Consider the following 19,621-nt stretch of genomic DNA (forward strand, 5'->3'; position numbering starts at 1 on the left):
TTATTTCGTTTACGCTCCGGGGAGAGCGCACGGTTAATCTGAGTTTACTCAAACAATTCTCACTGTCGATAGTGAAGCGGTAAGAATTCTGTCTTTCTCGCTATTTCTGTTACCTCAGGGTCTGCCACAGCTCACCTATTTAGAATATTCACTCTACTGAGATCACTTTTTGCACACTTTCATGTTTTACATTTCATTAATATTTTGATTACACTTATAACTGGTTAGACCACTTATAATACGTCACATATCCAAACAGCGGGTATGTTTCAGAAGGAACAATAATTATGGACATCTTGCTCTCTACACTTGGTTTCCTCGCGGTACTCTCTGCGTGCCTTTATCACAGGACGTCGATCGGCACCGCGCTGACCGTCCTGACGGTTACCATGGCGGCGTTAACCATCTTTGGTAGTGTCGGCCCAATCAGCTGGGTGGTGTACCTTGCAGCGGTGGCACTGCTGGCCGTCCCATCAGTACGTCAAAAGCTGATCAGTGCGAAAGCCCTGTCACTGTTTAAGAAAGTCCTGCCAGCGATGTCACAGACAGAAAAAGAAGCTCTCGATGCCGGCACGGTATGGTGGGAAGCGGAGCTGTTCAAAGGCAAACCAGAATGGAACAAACTGCATAACATTGCCGCCCCGACATTAAGCGCGGAAGAGCAGGCTTTCCTGGATGGCCCGGTCAACGAAGTGTGTGCCATGGTCAGTGACTATAAGGTCACGCATGAACTGGCCGATCTGCCTCCGGAAGTCTGGCAATACCTGAAAGACCACAAATTCTTTGCCATGATCATTAAGAAAAAATATGGCGGCCTGGAGTTTTCAGCTTATGCCCAATCGCTGGTGCTGCAAAAACTGACTGGTGTTTCTGGCGTACTGTCTTCCACCGTCGGCGTTCCAAACTCTCTGGGTCCCGGTGAACTGCTGCAGCATTACGGCACTGAAGAGCAAAAGAACCATTACCTGCCGCGCCTGGCGGAGGGGAAAGAGATCCCCTGTTTTGCACTGACCAGTCCGGAAGCCGGCTCTGATGCTGGCGCCATTCCCGATTATGGTGTGGTGTGCAAAGGCGAATGGGAAGGCGAAGAAGTACTGGGTATGCGCCTGACCTGGAACAAGCGTTACATCACGCTGGCACCGGTAGCCACTGTGCTTGGCCTGGCATTCAAACTGCGCGATCCTGACGGCCTGCTGGGTGACAAAGAAGATCTGGGGATCACATGTGCCCTGATTCCGACTCACTTGAAAGGCGTCGAAATCGGTAACCGTCACTTCCCGCTGAACGTACCATTCCAAAATGGTCCGACTCGCGCGAAAGACATCTTCGTGCCTCTTGATTTCATCATCGGTGGTCAGGAAATGGCAGGCCAAGGCTGGAGAATGTTGGTGGAGTGTCTGTCGGTCGGACGCGGCATCACCTTACCATCCAACTCTACCGGCGGTGTTAAAACGGCCGCTATGGCGACCGGTGCGTACGCCCGTATCCGTCGTCAGTTCAAACAGCCGATTGGTCACATGGAAGGCATCGAAGAGCCATTAGCGCGTCTGGCGGGTAACGCCTATGTGATGGATGCTGCCAGCAATCTGACGGTCGCTGGTATCGACTTGGGCGAAAAGCCGTCGGTTATCTCGGCTATTGTGAAATACCACTGTACCCACCGGGGCCAGCGCTCGATCATTGATGCGATGGACATCGTGGGCGGTAAAGGGATCTGTATGGGGCCGTCCAACTTCCTGGCCCGATCTTATCAGGGCGCACCGATCGCCGTGACGGTTGAAGGCGCGAACATCCTTACCCGTTCGATGATCATCTTTGGCCAGGGGGCGATTCGCTGCCATCCATATGTGTTAAAAGAAATGGATGCCGCTTACTCTGACGCCTCCGACGCAGTAGAACAGTTTGACAGCGCGCTCGCCGGCCATGTTAGTTTTACGATGAGTAACCTGATTCGCAGTGCGTGGCTTGGTCTGACGGATGGTCGTGGCTCTTCTGCCCCGACCAAAGACACTACTAAGCGCTACTATCAGCAACTCAACCGTTATAGCGCTAACCTTGCCCTGCTGGCCGATATTTCAATGGCCGTGCTTGGCGGCTCACTGAAGCGTAAAGAGCGCTTGTCTGCGCGCCTTGGTGATATTCTCAGTCAGCTGTACTTAAGCTCAGCCACACTCAAACGTTTTGAGCAGGACGGGCGATCAGCGGACGATCTGCCTCTGGTGCACTGGGGACTGCAAGACAGCCTGAAACAAGCGGAAGTCGCGATTGACGAGTTTCTGGCGAACTTCCCGAACAAAGTCATCGCAAAAGCCTTGCGGGTATTGATCCTGCCATTTGGCCGCGTACGTAAAGCGCCAAATGACAAACTGGACAACCAGGTTGCACAGATCCTACAAACACCGTGTGCGACACGCTCTCGTCTGGGCCGATTCCAATACCTGGAGCCAACCGAGCACAACCCGGCTGGTAAAATTGAGCAGGCACTGACAGTGGTTCTGGAAGCAGAGCCAGTCTTCAACAAACTGTGTAAAGCCCTCAACGAGCGTCGGCCGTTCATGAATCTGGACAGCCTGGCAGAAACAGGGCTGGAAAAAGGACTGATCAGTGAAGCGGAAGCTCAGCTACTGAAAGACGCCGAAACGCATCGCCTGTACACCATTAACGTGGACGACTTTGCCCCCCAAGCTTTGGCCGCAAAGCCACAGTATCCGGCCATGGATGACGTGGCATAACCAAATCACCGCCATGAAAAAGGGCTGCCCATGGCAGCCTTTTTTATTGCTCTGGTCTTCACTTTTTCGTTGGCATATCCAGTTGCATTTCAGGAATGGCCGCTCGCTTCATCCGAATTTTGCGCAGCACCAACCACACAATCAGGCCTAAAGCGATAGCCGCAATATTGCCGATAAGTATGATCATCGTGCTGCGTTGGCGCTGTGCTTCCCGCTCTTGCAACAAACGAATCTGTTCCAGCATCTCATCCCGCTTGGCTTGTTCTTCTTCCTGCAACCGACGCGTTTCCGCGATATTCACATCGTCCACTACGCTGTATGTTTTCTCCGTCAACGGGAACACTAACGGGCGACGCGTAGACAACTCTGACGCATACACTACCCCACTCCAGCGAAAATTACCCAGCTCATCGGCCTGCGGTACAATCAAGGTAACTTTCATCGCATCCTGGCTGGCCGCCTGTTCCACATCCAGTTTGTCACCCTGGGCGTTTTCATGTTCAATATGCGCGGCGATCGTGCCGGGCTCTATCATGCCCTGCTCTCCGGAGACGACGATCTGATGCGCCTGTTGTTTCTCACGAGCCTGAATAAAGGTAGCCTGAACTGGCGTTGGGTACACCAGCACTTCCTGCTCCTGAGCTCGGAGGAAGACTCCGTTTCCAGATGTAACCCGGACCCGATATTTGCCAGGTTGAGGGGAAATGGGCAGCGAGACCGTAAATATACCGTCACCCGGCAGCTCATCCAGACCGCGCCCATCGTCGGCAAATTCACCGATCACTTCCGGCACTGGACGGGCTTCGTTGGCCAGTGAATCTTCATTTTCAACAAACTTGGTAAAAGTGACTTTGAGTTTGACCCGGTCGAGAAAATCCCTCAGCACCACAGGTTTATCTTCTGAGGTCAAACGCGCGGTGAACTTGATCTGTTCACCATGAAACAAACGACTGGGGAAAGTATCTGTGGTCAACTTGAGATGCGAGAGCAGCTTGATTTTGTTTTTCGGCGTTACTTTGCCAATCGCCTGCCAGGGGCCTGGCATCGGATCGTCAATGGTTACGATGTCCATCGCCGACTCCTGATACCAGTTGACATTGTCCGGGCTTTTCCACGAATAGTACTTCTTACCGTCGGGACGCACCAACACCACAGGCTGGGAGCGCTCAGCCCGATAAATCACAAAAGTAATCTGCTTGATGGTCGGATCAACTCGAAAACGGTTATCGAGCAGTGACAGGGAGGATTCCTCACTCGCCAGACTGTGTGTCGCTAACAATGCCCCAACCAGGGCCAGAAAAATCCTCAACATCCTTTCTCCTATTGACGCCAGAGGCAGTTACCACTCTTCGCTACGATGTCTAATCGCTGTTGATGTGCTTCCATTTCATCGGCCGATGCACGTAGAACCTTTAGCGCTTTTCGGCCACTGCTGGCCCGTCGGATCGACTCACCGGCCCCGCCATCGCTGCTGCCGGCATTAAACTGGAGCGTCGTTTGACCGCCAGTCATCAGCAGATAAACATCCGCCAAAATTTCCGCATCGAGCAAGGCCCCGTGGAGCGTCCGGTGTGAATTATCAATGCCGTAACGGTCACACAAGACGTCGAGGTTGTTGCGTTTGCCCGGGAAGATCTTCTTCGCCATGGCCAACGTATCGGTCACCTTACAGAAATCATCTGTTTTACCGATGTCTGGACTCAACATACCGAACTCGTAATCCATAAAGCCCACGTCGAAGGGCGCATTATGGGCAACCAGTTCGGCGCCTTTGATAAACTCTAGAAATTCATCGTGGATTGCCCGGTAGTCGGGCTTATCGACCAGAAACTCATCGGTAATACCGTGAACCTCAATCGCCTCCGGCTGGATTTCCCGATCCGGTTTAATATAGACGTGAAAATGACGACCGGTCAGTTTGCGGTTGATGATCTCAACAGCACCGATTTCGATAATGCGGTGTCCCTGATAATGAGGGCCACCTTCGCGGTTCATACCTGTGGTTTCGGTATCGAGTACCACTATACGTCGCTGGCTGGAATTGTCGCTGGTATTCATAACAAAATGTGTGTCAGACTATGCAAATAATGTGCTTAAACCAAATAGTATCAAATCATGACGAAACAGGTGGAAATTTTCACTGATGGTTCCTGTCTTGGCAACCCCGGCCCCGGCGGTTATGGCATTGTATTACGCTACAAGCAGACCGAAAAAACTTTAGCCAAAGGCTACACACTGACCACCAATAACCGGATGGAAATGCTGGCCACTATTGTGGCACTGCGAACGTTAAAAGAGCCGTGCCACGTGATACTGACCACCGACAGCCAATATGTTCGTCAGGGGATCACGCAATGGATTCACAATTGGAAAAAACGCGGCTGGAAAACCGCGGACAAAAAGCCGGTCAAAAATGCGGATTTGTGGCAGGAGCTCGATAAAGAAACTCAACGCCATCAGGTTGAGTGGCATTGGGTTAAAGGCCATGCCGGCCACCGCGAAAATGAAATCTGTGATGAACTAGCCCGAGCCGCCGCTGAAAACCCAACGGAAGAAGACACTGGCTACGTCCCTAGCTGATCCGATGAATTCTGCCGTCTGAGCCGATAATTAACACTCACCGGTGACAGGCGGCGTTTAATGCGCCAGTGCGGTTTGATCGGTTTAAGCGGATACGTCCGTTTGCGTGCCACGATAAAATACAAACTACCAAACGGCGAAGCCCAATCACCAAACCCACCCTCCAGCCAGGTCCACATCGTGCGGTATTTTTGCATTGGAAACAACGCATAGCAGTCACAATGGATCACCTGATAGTTGAGCAGCCCCAGCCAGTCTTTGATGCGATTGAGAGTAAACATCCGTCCACTCCACGGCAAATTATTCTTGCGCCATGGCATCAGACTCGCGAGCCCCGTCAGACTAAGCGGGTTAAATCCAGTCACAATCAGATAACCATCGTCTATCATCACCCGGTCTACTTCTCGTAAGATGCGGTGAGGATCATTACAGTAGTCCAACTGATGAGCCAGAATAGCAGCGTCAAAACTTTTTTCTAAAAAGGGCAAATCGTAACCATCGGCGATCACATTATGCAACGGGTTATGGATATCGAGATTTACTTGGTGTTGAATGTTACAATTACCGCTGGAAAGCTCACAGCTCAACCCGCCCAGTTTGAGCATATGGTAGCCAAACAATTTGGGGCACCACTCGTCCAAACGGGTTTGAATGGATTCACTCACCCATTGACCGTTCTTAAGCTGCGACCAAGAATGTGGCTTTTCTAGCTTTTTTTCACTGCGAGCTGGCTTCATCAAATAACCTGTTTCACCCTGGGTGACTGGAGATTTAACAATGTTACATATCAAAAGCATACCTGCATTTAACGATAATTACATCTGGCTGATTCAAAATGATGATCAGCGGTGTGCAGTGGTCGATCCGGGTGAGGCGCAACCAGTGCTCGATTACCTCAAACAACATGAACTACAGCTGGACGCCATTCTTATCACGCACCACCATCATGACCATATCGGTGGCGTACCAGACTTGGTTTATCACTTTCCAACCATTGACGTGGTTGGCCCCAAACAGGAACCAATCCCCACGCTGACTCACCCGGTGGAAGCAGGCGATCAAATCGAGCTGTTTGATGAGGTGTTTATGGTCTTAGGGTTGGAGGGGCATACGCTCGGACATATCGGCTATGTCGGCGACGGCAAATTGTTCTGTGGCGATACGCTGTTCTCTGCCGGTTGCGGACGGGTTTTCGAAGGAACCATGGAGCAAATGTTCGCCTCACTGAACAAGCTGGCTGCGCTGCCGGAAGAAACCGAGGTCTACTGCGCCCATGAATACACGGCGGCCAATGTCGCCTTTGCTATGGCCGTTGAACCTGAAAATGATCAGTTGCGCCAGTACCGTGATGAAGTGATTCGCCTGCGTGCGCAAGACAAGCCCACGCTGCCAAGCACCATCCGCCGCGAAAAATGGATCAACCCGTTCCTGCGCTGCGATCAACCGGCGGTGATCAAGTCCGCTTCCAGTCGCACATCAAAAGCAGATCCAGTCGCCATTTTTACTGCGCTGCGTGAGTGGAAAAACGAATTTTAACGATTTGCTGCTTGCCACTTGACCAAAGTGGCAAGTATTATCAGCAGCCGTTCAAAAAAAGGGCTGTAGAATGCGAGTAAAGTACAGTTGGGCGTTGGCTCTGCTCTTAGCAGGCTGTCAACTGACCCAGCAAACACAGACAGACACAACGAAAGACACGAATAAACCCATAAAACCGACGCCAGAATCGGTCACAAAAACTCCAGCAAGTGTCCCTTCAGATAAACCCCTAGTCACGATCACTCCTCAGGATCAACAAGATGTATGGCAACGAATTGCAATGCAACTTGAGATGCGCGTACCTGATGAACAGAAGGTCAATTATTACCGGACCTGGTATCTGAAACACCCGAACCACTTAAAAGTGGTGTCCGAGCGTGCGAAGCCGTTTCTGTACCTGATCACGACCAAAATTGAACAACGTAATATGCCAATGGAACTGGCGCTTTTGCCAGTAGTAGAAAGCTCATTTGATGCATTTGCCTACTCGCATGGCAGCGCAGCCGGGCTTTGGCAGTTCGTTTCCGCCACGGGTAAAACCTATGGCCTGGAACAGAATTTCTGGTATGACGGACGTCGGGATGTGGATGCCGCCACAGATGCCGCACTGGACTATCTTGAAGCCCTGAATAAACGTTTTGACGGAAACTGGGAACACGCCATTGCAGCGTACAACAGTGGCGGCGGCCGGGTGTCCCGCGCCATTCGCAAGAATCAGAAGCTGGGCAAGCCGACGGATTTCTTCTCGCTGGATCTGCCGAAAGAGACCAGCAGCTACGTACCGAAATTGCTCGCGCTGGCAGACGTTATTGCTAATCAGAAAAAATACGGCATCGGTCTTCCAACTATCCCGAACAAACCTGTCGTACAACTGGTCGATCCAAAAGAACAACTCGATCTGGCCATTGCCGCGAACTACGCGGGTATTTCGGTCAAAGAACTGCAAAGCCTGAACCCAGCCTACAATCAGTGGGCCACTTCTCCGAACGGACCACAGCAGTTGCTGCTGCCGATCGATTCTGTGGCACACTTTACCGCAAACGTCAGCAAAAACCGCGGTAAAGGGATGAAACTGGTGCATTATAAAGTGAAATCGGGTGATACTCTCAGTGTCCTGGCAAATCAATATAACACCACCAGCAAAGTGATTCGAAAGGCCAATAACCTGTCGAATAACAATATTCGTATCGGTCAGTATCTGATGATCCCGACCTCGACCAAAGATGAACAGGCGTACACCCTAAGTGCAGCTAACCGCCTCAAGCAGACTCAGCAACGCAGCCGTGGCCAGTTTAAACTGACACACACGGTTAAATCCGGGGAAAGTCTGTGGTCCATCGCCAAAGCCAATAAGGTGTCTTCCGGCGCCTTGGCTAAATGGAATGGCATGGGCCCGAGAGACACGCTACGCGTAGGGCAAAAGCTGGTCATTTGGAAGAATGCCAGCGACGGCAAAATCATCCGTACGGTGTTCTACTCGGTGCGTTCCGGTGACACCCTCAGCGGCATCGCGAAGAAATTCAAAGTACGCAGTCAGGATGTCGTGAAGTGGAACGGTCTGAGTGCCGGTCGCTACCTGCAACCCGGACAGAAGCTTAAACTGTACGTGGATGTGACTAAGGTAAGTGTATGACCCCGTCAAGTAATCCGTTGATCATGTTGGTGGATATTTTCCGCTCCCCATCGGCAGCGTTTGTCGCGCTTTATCAAAGAGGAATGTGGGGATGGCAACCGTATATCGTCTTACTGCTGACCCCTTTCCTGTTCTGGGGCGCGTATTTTGATATCGTCGATTTTGCCTGGCTGAAAGCCGCTCTGACGCAGCAGTTACCCAACGTCGACCCCAGCCAGTTGGAGCTACTGGATAAAAACACCCTGATGGCGAGTGAAATCATCAGTGATGTGTTTGGCCGCACCCTGACCATCGCCATGCTGGCGCTGTGGTTTAACCTTGCGACCAAAGCCAGCCAGCATCAACACGGATATTGGCGCTGGTTTGCTGCCAGTGCTGTTATCACGTTCCCGGCAGTACTTGGTGATTTGGCCAGCTACGTCAGCGTCCTGCTAAAACACGGCCAGGTAATGTCATACGCGGCGGATCTCAACAGCCTGAACGGGTTGATTAAACTGCCTCTGACCAGTGACTGGGCCCAGTTTGCCAGTGCATTTCCACTGCTCTTACCCTGGTACATCGCGCTGGGGTATGCCGCCGTCGGAACCTGGACCGAGTTCGAGCGCGGTCAGGCTCTGGTGATTGCTACGCTGCCGTGGTTGGCATTTTATCTCATCTGGGCGTTGTATATTGTTCTGTTTTAAAGACTGAACTGAACCATCAGCGGATTGTGATCAGAGGCGTCAGTTGAAGGCGCCTCTGCTTTTTCAAACTTCAGCCCTTTATAGAACACGTGATCGAGCGGCAGACCATTAATGAACTGCTTGCGGTGATCCGGTAAATAGCTCACTTCATGTACCCCAATCATCTCCAGTGTGTTTCGCATCACCTGCAGACGCTCTTTACTCCAGCTGTTGAAGTCTCCAGCAATGATCACAGGCCCCGGATGCTGCATCAGCGCCTCAGTCAGTGTGTTCAGTTGGCGTCGATACTCTTTAGTACCATAGGTAAAGTTAACCGCATGGATGTTAACGACGGCTAACTGCGCACCATTCGATAGCTGGTATGTGGCGTATAACGCCGATTTGGGTAAACGAATCCAGGGTTCCAATTCAGTGTACGCGCAGGCTTCCACCGGCAACTGCGGCGCCAGGTTCAACACTCCCGCCGTCTTATCAAACGCTTTAAATGCGTCGACCTGATTGCCGTTCCACTTGCCCTGATTGATCCAGGCTTTTAGCTCATCGCCCATGCTGGCTTCTTGCAACAGCACCAGTTGTTTATCGGCAGAAAATTTGTTCAATGCCCGGCGCCAGTTGGAGCGGTTCTGTTTGTAGATGTTCCATACCAGAATATTCAGCCGACCATTGTCATCAATGGCAACAGGCGCAGGGTTGTCATAGCAGCGCAACGCCAGCTCAACATCACTGTTGGTAATGGTAGACAATTGAGGCTGTTCCGGAAGGGAAAATACGACCTGATAACCGATCGTCATGCCGGCCGCGACCACGGCCGGTACACCAAATAATAGCTTTTTCTTCATATAGGGAGTCTTACCAATAACCAGTCACCATCAAGCTGGGTTGGCTGGTGTTAACATCGCTGGCCTTGGTAGAAAAAAGAGCCTTGCGGCTCTTTGGTAAAATCTGTTTAGATTGCGTCTTCGTCTTCTTCGCCAGTACGGATACGCACCACGCGTTCCACATCGGTAATGAAGATTTTACCATCGCCAATTTTGCCAGTTTGTGCTGTTTCAATGATCGTGTCTACACACTGATCCGCCACATCATCCGTAACGACAATTTCCAATTTCACTTTCGGCAGAAAGTCCACCATGTACTCTGCGCCGCGGTATAACTCCGTGTGACCTTTCTGGCGCCCAAACCCCTTTACTTCAGAGACTGTCATACCGGTAATACCAACTTCGGCCAGCGCCTCACGAACATCATCCAGTTTGAACGGCTTGATAATCGCTTCGATCTTCTTCATGTTCATCCCTTAAACTTTGTTATTTTGGCTATTATCTGTTAGCTGACAACAACAATCAATAAAAAGCCCAAGCATCAGCCCGGGCTTTTCTCGACGATTGCACTGCAAAAATTATTTCAGGCTGGCGAAGTACGCAGCCACGTTTTCGATGTCTTCATCACTGAGCATCGCAGCCTGAGCTTGCATCACTGCCGCCAGACCGCCAGTACGTTCTTTATTTTTGTAGGCTTTAATCGAACTGACTAAGTATTGCTCACTTTGTCCCTTCAGGTTCGGATACCCCGGGATCACCGCAATACCATCCGCACCGTGACACGCAGCGCATACGGCCGCTTTCGCTTTCCCTGCTTCAATATCACCAGCAGCCATGGCCTGAGAGGCCAACAAACTCATTCCAAGCACCATTCCTAGAGCGACTTTATTCATTGCTTTTCCTTATGTAATCGTGGTTTTTATGCGTTTTTATTGTACGATTTTGACACAAAAACGGTTTACTTGTCCCAAATCAGTTCACAATCTTGACCTTTAAATGCCCGGTCGACAAACACACCGGCCACACAAACGACCTGCTCCTGATACATCAGGATCGGCGTACGCCGTCTCAGCCAACTGGGCACTCCGTACTCCTGAAACAGTTTTTTCAGCTTCCGACTGTGGGAGCGCCCTGCCGGGTGCGCACTGAGCCCTGTTGGATCAAACGTCACCCAGAACTGACTCGGGTCGCAATGCGACAAGTTGAGATGCCCCTGGCCTTCGGTATGTATTATTCTTAACTGGCCCAGCCCTTGCGGTAAGCTTAAAGGCTGATCTGGTAAGATTGGATGTTGCCAACCAGACACATCGGCACAATGGGCCACCAGATATAAATGCCCGGCGAAACGACGAACTTCAACTTGGTCGATCTTGAGGCGTGGATTCGCATCCTGCTGTGCACACGCGACTTCCGACCAGATCAGCGCCAGATGAGCGTGGCCCGGCATACGTTGCTGGTGCACGGCGAACCACATCCGGAGAAGGCGGTTACGCATCACCGTACTGCATTCATCCAATGCAGAGATACTCAAGCTGTCGTCCTTCGCGCTGACCATCTGATACTTGTCGGCAAGCAATTCATCCAGCAACGCTTCCTGCTCTGCACACAAACGGGCGCTGCGCTGCACCGAGCGGCGAAAAACTGGCCAACGCTCCGTTAGTTGTGGCGTCAGTTGATGGCGAATAAAATTACGTTCAAAGCGGGTATCCTGATTGCTCTCATCCTCCACCCATTCCAACGATTCACTCAGGGCCAGAGCTTCGATCTGCTCACGAGTGACCTCCAGTAGCGGGCGAATCAACATGCCTTCACCAAAAGATGACACTGGCGCCATGCAAGCCAGCCCTTTCGGCCCACTGCCGCGCTTCAATGCCAGCAGAAAGGTCTCAACCTGATCATCGGCATGTTGTCCCGTCAACAGTAAATCGCCAGGGCAAATATGGCGGTGCAGCGCCTGATAGCGTCCGTCGCGGGCAATCTGCTCCAAACTCTCCCCGCCCTGACGCGCCAGTGTAATTCGCTCAACCACCAGTGCAATCCCGCTTTCCTCACACCAGTGCGCACACTGACTGGCCCAGTCGTCGGCATTGAGACTGAGTCCGTGATGCACGTGAACCGCCACGCATGGCACCTGATACTCTCGCCCATAACGCGCAGCCAGCGCCAACAACACTCGAGAGTCAACACCACCGCTTAGCCCCACCACAAGGCGTGATGAAGGCTGGCAGTAGGGCGTAACGGCAGCGCAAAAACGCGGATAAATATCTAGCATGGGGCTTGAGGGTCAGACAAACGATGAGTGCCATCTTACAACGCCAGTAACGGCTTGTCGCGCGCGGGTTCCTGAGAAATAAAGAAGGCCGGCAGAAGCCGACCTTTCATGAAACCAAACCAATTATCAGCAGTAACCGTAGTTCATCAGACGCTGGTAGCGGCGCTCACGCAGCGAGTCCTGATCCAGCTGCTCCAGATCTTCCAACTGACGCAGCAGAGTGGCTTTCATGTTGGCCGCCATTTGTGCATGATCGCGATGTGCACCGCCGAGTGGCTCTTCGATGATTTCGTCGATCAATTCCAGCTCTTTCAGACGCGGCGCAATCAGCCCCATGGCTTCTGCTGCCTGAGGTGCTTTGTCAGAATCACGCCACAGAATCGACGCACAGCCTTCTGGTGAAATCACAGCATAAGTTGAGTATTGCAGCATGTTGACGTAATCACCGACACCGATCGCCAAAGCACCACCAGAACCGCCTTCACCCACGACGTTACAGATAACCGGCACTTTCAGGCCTGCCATCACTTTCAAGTTGGTCGCGATCGCTTCTGACTGACCACGCTCTTCCGCACCGACACCCGGGTAAGCACCCGCCGTATCAATAAACGTGATGATTGGCATACCGAAACGCTCTGCGGTTTCCATTAAACGCAACGCTTTACGGTAACCTTCCGGTTTTGGCATGCCGAAGTTACGTTTCACTTTCTCACGCGTTTCACGGCCTTTTTGATGACCGATGATCATCACCGGACGGCCATCCAAACGAGCGACACCACCCACAATCGCTTTATCGTCAGCGTACGCACGATCACCAGCCAGTTCATCAAACTCGGTAAATACATGCTCAATGTAATCCAGTGTATACGGACGCAGCGGGTGACGGGCCAGTTGAGCGGTTTCCCAGGCACCCAAGTCACTGAAGATTTTTTTCTTCAGCTCCAGGCTTTTCTTTTCCAGTTGCTGGATTTCTTTCTCCAGATCGACGCCTGACTCACCACCGTGACGAGAAACATCACGAAGTGCTTCGATTTTGGCTTCAAGTTCGGCAATAGGTTTTTCAAATTCCAAAAAATTTAGGCTCATCTAGGGATCCTTTTCTACTCGACTCTTTCTGCTTCAGAATCGAATTTTAGTTAAATTCGAGTTCTACCTGGCTTTTGCCAAGTAACTGTTTTAATTCATCTAGCAATGTATCTGATGGCGTAATGCGCCATTCGGTACCCAGCGTCAAACGCGCCCGGGCATCGGCCTTTTGATAGTATACATTGACTGGGACAGTGCCTGCCCGGTGAGGCTCCAGGATCTGACTAAAGCGCTCAAAAAACTGATCGTCAATCTGCTTTGCATTGATCGATACGGACAAGGCACGAGCGTACTTTTCACGTGCGGCACCGAGATCCATAACCTCGCGCGCCGACATTTTAAGACCGCCATTGAAATCATCAAAGCTGACCTGTCCGGAAACGACCAAAATTCTATCTTTTTCCAGTAGCTCTGCATACCTTTCCAACGCATCAGAGAACAGCATCACTTCCATACGACCACTGCGGTCATCCAGGGTCATGATGCCAATTCGCGTACCGCGTTTCGTCGTCATCACTCGGGCCGCAATGACCAGCCCGGCCACGGTAACGCTTTGATCGCGCCGGGTCGGAGTGGCGTCTTTTAGTCGACAACTGGTGTACTTACCGAGTTCCTTGATATAGGCGTTAATTGGGTGCCCGGTCAAATACAGGCCCAGTGTATCACGCTCACCTTCCAGCCAAACTTTTTCCGGCCAAGGTGGCACTTTGGTGTACTTGTGCTCGACTTCTTCCGGTGCGTCGGTCAAAACACCGAACATATCGGTCTGACCAAAAGCCTCTGCCTGATGGTGCTGGCTGGCCGCTTTCACCGCATCGTCCAGTGACGCCATCATCGCAGCACGGTGAGGGCCAAGGCGATCGAGGGCTCCGGCATAAATCAATTTTTCTATCACTCGTTTATTGACTTTCTTCAGATCGATACGAGCACAGAAATCGAACAAATCTTTGAAATAGCCATCTTTGTTGCGCGCTTCAAGTATCGCTTCAATCGGACCTTCACCAACGCCCTTGATGGCCCCGATGCCGTAAACGATCGCGCCCGTTTCATCAACGTTAAACCGATACAGACCCGCGTTGATGTCCGGTGGCAGCACTTTTAGCTTCATGCGGATACATTCGTCAATCAGGCCAACCACTTTTTCGGTATTATCCATATCGGCCGTCATGACCGCCGCCATGAACTCGGCAGGATAATGCGCTTTGAGCCATAAGGTCTGGTACGACACCAAAGCATAGGCGGCGGAGTGCGATTTGTTAAAGCCGTAACCTGCAAATTTCTCTACCAGGTCAAAGATTTTCATCGCCAGTTCGCCGTCGATGCCGTTATTTTCGGCCCCTTCCTGGAACACCGCACGCTGCTTGGCCATCTCCTCCGGTTTCTTTTTACCCATCGCACGGCGCAGCATGTCGGCACCACCCAAGGTGTAACCGGCCAGCACCTGAGCGATCTGCATCACCTGCTCCTGATAGAGAATGATGCCGTAGGTTGGCTCCAGAATTTCTTTTAATGACTCATGTTGCCATTTTTCATCCGGATAGGAGATCGCTTCCCGGCCGTGCTTACGGTCGATAAAGTTATCCACCATACCAGACTGCAGCGGCCCCGGACGAAACAGGGCCACCAAAGCAATGATGTCTTCAAAACAGTCCGGTTGTAGACGTTTGATCAGCTCTTTCATCCCGCGAGATTCGAGCTGGAAAACCGCGGTGGTTTCGGAGTTTTGCAGCATCCGGAATGATGCCTCATCCACCAGCGGAATCGATTCGATCCGCACCGGTTCACGCCCTTCACTCTCCAGACGCGGGTTGATCAGGCCCAGCGCCCAGTCGATGATGGTCAAGGTTCTCAGGCCAAGAAAGTCAAACTTCACCAGCCCTGCCGTTTCGACATCGTTCTTATCAAACTGAGTCACCGGGAAGTGCCCTTCTGCATCTGCATAAATGGGCGCAAAGTCGGTGATGGTGGTCGGAGAGATCACCACGCCCCCGGCGTGTTTACCCGCGTTACGGGTACACCCTTCCAGGATCCGGCATTTGTCGATCAGTTCTTTAACTTCTTCATCGGCGTCGTACAGTTCCTGTAACGCCGGTTCCGCTTTGAACGCTTTCTCAAGCGTCATGCCCGGATCCGGTGGCACCAGTTTGGAAATCCGGTCAACAAAGCCAAAGGGATGTCCCAGCACCCGGCCAACGTCGCGAATGACCGCTTTGGCCGCCATGGTACCAAAAGTAATGATCTGAGATACCGCATCCCGGCCGTACATCTCGGCAACGTGATCAATTACCTTGTCCCGCTTGTCCATACAGAAGTCGACGTCGAAATCGGGCATCGACACCCGCTCCGGGTTAAGGAATCGTTCGAACAGCAGATCATATTCCAGCGGATCGAGATCGGTGATTTTCAGGGCATACGCCACCAGTGAGCCGGCGCCGGATCCCCGCCCGGGTCCTACCGGAATGTCGTTGTCCTTCGACCACTGGATAAACTCCATTACGATCAGGAAGTAACCAGGAAATCCCATCTGGTTGATCACGTCCAGCTCAATCTGTAGGCGCTCGTCGTAAGCAGGACGTTGTTCTGCACGCACTTGCTCGTCAGGGAAAAGGAACTCAAGGCGCTCTTCCAGCCCCTCACGAGACTTCATTACCAGGAAGTCAGTCTCCGCCATCCCTTCGGTCGGGAACGCGGGCAGGAAATATTCGCCAAGCCGCACGGTCACATTACAACGTTTGGCAATTTCTACCGAGTTCTCCAGCGCTTCCGGAATGTCGGCAAACAGAGCGCACATTTCCTCTTCGCTGCGCAGGTATTGTTGCGGACTGTAATTCTTCGGCCGGCGCGGATCTTCCAGAGTGTATCCATCATGAATTGCCACACGAATCTCATGCGCTTCGAACAGCTCCTGATCAAGGATCACCACATCGTTCGTCGCCACTACAGGCAATTCTGCCTGCTGTGCCAGCTCAAGAGCAAAATGCAGATAGCTCTCTTCGTCGGGGCGTCCGGTACGGGTCAGTTCAAGGTAAAACCGCTCAGGGAAATACTGCTGATAAAACGCCACGCAACGCTCAACCTGCGCCGTATTGCCTTTCAGCAACGCTCTGCCGACCTCACCGCTCTTACCGCCGGAAAGCAGGATCAGCCCCTCGGCGTGCTCGGCCAGCCACTCTTTATCGATCACCGGTTGATGTTGAATGTGACCACGTAAGTAGGCTTTCGAGATCAGCAGTGTCAGATTTTTATAGCCGACGTTGTCGGCCGCCAGCACTGTCAGACGAGTTAGATCGTCTCCAAACTCTGGCGACTGCATGGCAAAGTCAGCCCCGATGATCGGCTTGATCCCGCAGCTGTGTGCGGTGCCGTAAAACTTCACCAGACCACACAGGTTGGTAAAATCGGTGAGCGCCATCGCCGGCATGCCCATTTCGGCGACTTTTTTGACTAACGGCGGCACTTTGGACAGGCCGTCAATCATGGAGAAGTCGCTGTGAACACGCAGGTGGATAAACTTAGGGTCTGACATTAACGGTTTCCGGGGTAACTCAAATTTCCGAACATAATCAGGCTATTTTACGTGAATAGCCTGCAGAATAAAGCACTAGTCCAAGCCAAGTGCCTTTTTGACTGGCTTGAAACTCTTGCGGTGTTGATCGATCACACCTTGTTGCTCGATGGCCTCAAAATGGGCTTTGGTCGGATAGCCTTTGTGCTGGGCAAAACCGAATTGCGGATAGAGCACATCCAGCGCTTCCATTTCCTGATCACGCACCACTTTGGCAAGAATCGAGGCCGCACTGATCTCAGCAACGCGCAGGTCCCCCTTGACCACTGCCAGAGCGGCCATGGGCAACTCTGGTGTACGATTACCATCAATCAATGCCATATCCGGCTGAATCGCCAGACCAGCAATCGCGCGTTGCATCGCTACCATCGTTGCCTGGAGAATGTTCAGTTGATCGATCTCCTGCGGTGAACAGCGTCCGACTGACCATGCCAGCGCTTTTTGCTTAATTTCCGGCAATAAGGCCAGACGCTTTTTTTCTGAGAGTTTTTTGGAATCCGTCAGCCCTTCAATCGGGTTGTTCGGGTCCAGGATCACCGCCGCGGTCACCACATCTCCAACCAACGGCCCACGCCCGACTTCATCCACACCAGCAATTAGCTGGTAGCCTTGAGGGTATTCAAACGGAGGAAGCGTTTTTTTTTCTACTGCCATGGGTTACTTCTGCTTGTTAATGAGTGTCAGGACGGCATTCGCCGCTTGGGCATCCGCGTCTTTACGGATCCAGTGATGCATTTCGGTAAACTTATCCAGCATGATACGGTTGTCGGACTCCAGTAAGGTGACCACTTCACGATAAAGGTTATCGGCGGTGCACTCCTCCTGTAGCAGTTCTTTGACCAATTCACTGTCAGAAAGAATGTTGGGCAGTGATACGTACTTGGTTTTGAGTAGCCGCTTGGCGAGAAACGCCGTCAGGGCGTTGACCCGGTACCCCACCACCATCGGACGTTTTAGTAGCATGCATTCCAGTGCAACCGTTCCGGACGCCAGCATCACCGCATCGGCCGCGGTAATCACGTTACGGGCCGTATCATCGACCAAGCGGAAATCCAACTCAGGTGCCAGCGCCTGCCACGCAGCTTCGAACTGTTCACGGCGTTTCGGATTGACCACAGCCACCACAAAACCAAGTTGCGGATACGTCTGATGTAGCTTTTTGCACGTGTCAATAAACGGCTCCGCCAGCATTTTCAGCTCGCTGCCTCGACTGCCTGGCAAGACCGCCAGCCATTTACGATCCTGATCTAGCCCCAGTAGTTCTCGGGCCGGCGCTTGCTCAGAGACCAGCGGAATCGCATCCGCCAGCGTATGGCCAATAAACTCACACGGCACACCAAACTGGTCGTAAAACTCCTTTTCGAACGGTAGGAATGCCAAGACCAGGTTAGTCGCATCGGCTATCTTGTGAATGCGTTTTTGACGCCAGGCCCAGACTGACGGAGAGACATAGTGCACGGTTTTGATCCCGGCCTGTTTGAGATCTAGCTCAAGACGCAGGTTAAAATCCGGCGCATCAATGCCGATAAAAACATCCGGTGGATTGTCAGTGAAGTACTTCACCAGAGAAGCTTTGACGTTCAGCAAACGCGGCAAGCGCCCGAGGACTTCAACCAGTCCCATCACCGCCAACTCTTCCATATCAAACAAAGATTCGCAGCCTTGGGCGATCATTTTCGGACCGCCAATGCCGACAAACTCGGCATCCGGATAGTACTGTTTTACCGCTTTGATAAAGCCTTCACCCAACGTATCACCCGACAGCTCGCCGGCCACAATACCAATGCGTAATGGTTTGTTCATCTTCCGTTCCGTTTGTCCTGTTGTATTTTATGCCTAACGCTCAAACCTTAAGCGCTTGCCATAAAACACAAAAAGACCGCCATCGTGAAACGGCGATCTTTTGTGTGGTATCAGTATCCGATGTTAGCGGATAATGCCACGCTCAGTGTTTTCCAGCATGTCAGAGAAACGGGCCACCGACGGCCACTCTTGTGCCATCTCTTTCAGCACCGGTTTGACTTCTTCCAGCGTTTTACCTGAGCGATAGATTTCCTTGTACGCTTTCTGCAATGCACGAATTTCCGCTTTTTCAAATCCGTTGCGTTTCAGGCCAACCAGATTCAGACCAAATGGTGATGCGTGATTCCCTTGCGCCAGTACGTAAGCCGGTACATCCTGAACCACCGCAGAACATCCACCGATGTACGCGTAGGCTCCCACGGTGCAGAACGGATGGATCGCAGACAAGGCCATGACCCCCGCGTAATCGTCGACCGTAACGTGCCCACCCAAGATCGAGTTGTTGCCGATATGAGTGTGGCTCCCGACAATAACGTCGTGCGCAATATGGGCATTAACACAAAACAGGTTGTCATCGCCGACAACCGTTTCGCCTTTGTCTTGCGCTGTTCCCCGGTGGATCTGAACACTTTCACGAATCACATTGCGATCGCCAATGATCACTTTGGTGTCTTCGCCGCCGTATTTCTTATCCTGGTTTTCTTCGCCAATCACCGCTTGTGGGAAAATACGGTTCTCTTTGCCGATCACTGTATTGCCCTTGATCACCACATGCGACATCACTTCGGTCCCTTCACCGATCGTCACACCCGAAGTGATATAAGTAAATGGCCCGACTTTGACATTGGCGCCAATGACGGCCCCGTCTTCGACCACCGCTGCCGGGTGGATTTGAGCAGTTTCATGAATCATC

At 52.0% G+C, this 19,621-nt stretch carries 17 protein-coding genes; 5 read left to right on the forward strand and 12 right to left on the reverse strand.

Going from position 1 to position 19,621, the window contains the following annotated elements:
- Window positions 1-287 precede the first annotated feature (287 nt).
- Entirely contained in the window at window positions 288-2,732 is a 2,445-nt protein-coding gene (gene fadE / locus VPR01S_RS13100) for an acyl-CoA dehydrogenase FadE (protein WP_021705817.1), read from the forward strand.
- A gap of 58 nt (window positions 2,733-2,790) precedes the next feature.
- Here the strand turns inward: fadE and VPR01S_RS13105 are convergent, their stop codons facing one another.
- Together VPR01S_RS13105 and dnaQ are read right to left on the reverse strand one after the other, a co-directional pair.
- Complete coding sequence (locus VPR01S_RS13105; RefSeq protein WP_021705818.1) at window positions 2,791-4,044, reverse strand: TIGR03503 family protein; 1,254 nt, start codon at window positions 4,042-4,044, stop codon at window positions 2,791-2,793.
- Between the two features lie 8 nt (window positions 4,045-4,052).
- Window positions 4,053-4,790: a DNA polymerase III subunit epsilon gene (gene dnaQ / locus VPR01S_RS13110; protein ID WP_021705819.1), complete on the reverse strand. Its 738-nt coding sequence runs from the start codon at window positions 4,788-4,790 to the stop codon at window positions 4,053-4,055.
- A gap of 57 nt (window positions 4,791-4,847) precedes the next feature.
- Here dnaQ and rnhA point away from each other — a divergent pair, with 57 nt between their 5' ends.
- Window positions 4,848-5,312: a ribonuclease HI gene (rnhA, locus tag VPR01S_RS13115; protein ID WP_021705820.1), complete on the forward strand. Its 465-nt coding sequence runs from the start codon at window positions 4,848-4,850 to the stop codon at window positions 5,310-5,312.
- Here rnhA and VPR01S_RS13120 read toward each other — a convergent pair.
- The gene (locus VPR01S_RS13120) at window positions 5,297-6,049 is read right to left on the reverse strand and encodes a methyltransferase domain-containing protein (protein ID WP_021705821.1); all 753 of its coding nucleotides are present in this window, start codon (window positions 6,047-6,049) and stop codon (window positions 5,297-5,299) included. The two genes, rnhA and VPR01S_RS13120, sit on opposite strands and share 16 nt — an antisense overlap.
- A gap of 40 nt (window positions 6,050-6,089) precedes the next feature.
- On the opposite strand from VPR01S_RS13120, the gene gloB reads away from it, so the two are divergent.
- The 3 genes from gloB (at window position 6,090) to VPR01S_RS13135 (ending at window position 9,164) form a co-directional block, all read left to right on the forward strand.
- Window positions 6,090-6,848 carry a hydroxyacylglutathione hydrolase gene (gene gloB / locus VPR01S_RS13125; protein WP_021705822.1) on the forward strand — a complete coding sequence of 253 codons (759 nt, stop codon included), beginning with the start codon at window positions 6,090-6,092 and terminating at the stop codon, window positions 6,846-6,848.
- A 70-nt stretch (window positions 6,849-6,918) separates the two neighbouring features.
- Window positions 6,919-8,481, forward strand: coding sequence for a LysM peptidoglycan-binding domain-containing protein (locus VPR01S_RS13130; protein ID WP_021705823.1), 1,563 nt, complete (start codon window positions 6,919-6,921; stop codon window positions 8,479-8,481).
- Window positions 8,478-9,164: a YIP1 family protein gene (locus tag VPR01S_RS13135; protein ID WP_021705824.1), complete on the forward strand. Its 687-nt coding sequence runs from the start codon at window positions 8,478-8,480 to the stop codon at window positions 9,162-9,164. Before VPR01S_RS13130 ends, VPR01S_RS13135 begins: the two co-directional genes overlap by 4 nt.
- On the opposite strand, the gene VPR01S_RS13140 is transcribed toward VPR01S_RS13135, so the two are convergent.
- The 9 genes from VPR01S_RS13140 to lpxA form a co-directional block, all read right to left on the reverse strand.
- Window positions 9,161-10,003 carry an endonuclease/exonuclease/phosphatase family protein gene (locus tag VPR01S_RS13140; protein ID WP_021705825.1) on the reverse strand — a complete coding sequence of 281 codons (843 nt, stop codon included), beginning with the start codon at window positions 10,001-10,003 and terminating at the stop codon, window positions 9,161-9,163. The genes VPR01S_RS13135 and VPR01S_RS13140 overlap by 4 nt on opposite strands.
- 107 nt (window positions 10,004-10,110) lie before the next feature.
- Window positions 10,111-10,449 carry a nitrogen regulatory protein P-II gene (glnB, locus tag VPR01S_RS13145; protein WP_038203435.1) on the reverse strand — a complete coding sequence of 113 codons (339 nt, stop codon included), beginning with the start codon at window positions 10,447-10,449 and terminating at the stop codon, window positions 10,111-10,113.
- Between the two features lie 111 nt (window positions 10,450-10,560).
- Window positions 10,561-10,875 (reverse strand): c-type cytochrome, encoded by a 315-nt coding sequence (locus VPR01S_RS13150; RefSeq protein WP_021705827.1) that lies wholly within the window; start codon window positions 10,873-10,875, stop codon window positions 10,561-10,563.
- Between the two features lie 65 nt (window positions 10,876-10,940).
- A complete protein-coding gene (gene tilS / locus VPR01S_RS13155; RefSeq protein WP_021705828.1) occupies window positions 10,941-12,254 on the reverse strand; it encodes a tRNA lysidine(34) synthetase TilS in 1,314 nt (437 codons plus the stop codon).
- A 126-nt stretch (window positions 12,255-12,380) separates the two neighbouring features.
- Entirely contained in the window at window positions 12,381-13,340 is a 960-nt protein-coding gene (gene accA / locus VPR01S_RS13160) for an acetyl-CoA carboxylase carboxyl transferase subunit alpha (RefSeq protein WP_021705829.1), read from the reverse strand.
- Between the two features lie 46 nt (window positions 13,341-13,386).
- Window positions 13,387-16,866, reverse strand: a complete 3,480-nt coding sequence (gene dnaE, locus VPR01S_RS13165; RefSeq protein ID WP_021705830.1) for a DNA polymerase III subunit alpha — start codon at window positions 16,864-16,866, stop codon at window positions 13,387-13,389.
- 75 nt (window positions 16,867-16,941) lie between these two features.
- Window positions 16,942-17,559, reverse strand: coding sequence for a ribonuclease HII (gene rnhB, locus VPR01S_RS13170; RefSeq protein ID WP_021705831.1), 618 nt, complete (start codon window positions 17,557-17,559; stop codon window positions 16,942-16,944).
- A gap of 3 nt (window positions 17,560-17,562) precedes the next feature.
- Window positions 17,563-18,708 carry a lipid-A-disaccharide synthase gene (gene lpxB / locus VPR01S_RS13175; protein WP_021705832.1) on the reverse strand — a complete coding sequence of 382 codons (1,146 nt, stop codon included), beginning with the start codon at window positions 18,706-18,708 and terminating at the stop codon, window positions 17,563-17,565.
- 123 nt (window positions 18,709-18,831) lie between these two features.
- On the reverse strand, window positions 18,832-19,620 hold the full coding sequence (lpxA, locus tag VPR01S_RS13180) for an acyl-ACP--UDP-N-acetylglucosamine O-acyltransferase (protein ID WP_021705833.1): 789 nt from the start codon (window positions 19,618-19,620) through the stop codon (window positions 18,832-18,834).
- Between the last annotated feature and the right edge of the window lies 1 nt (window position 19,621).

This window comes from Vibrio proteolyticus NBRC 13287, assembly GCF_000467125.1.
Taxonomy (GTDB): domain Bacteria; phylum Pseudomonadota; class Gammaproteobacteria; order Enterobacterales; family Vibrionaceae; genus Vibrio; species Vibrio proteolyticus.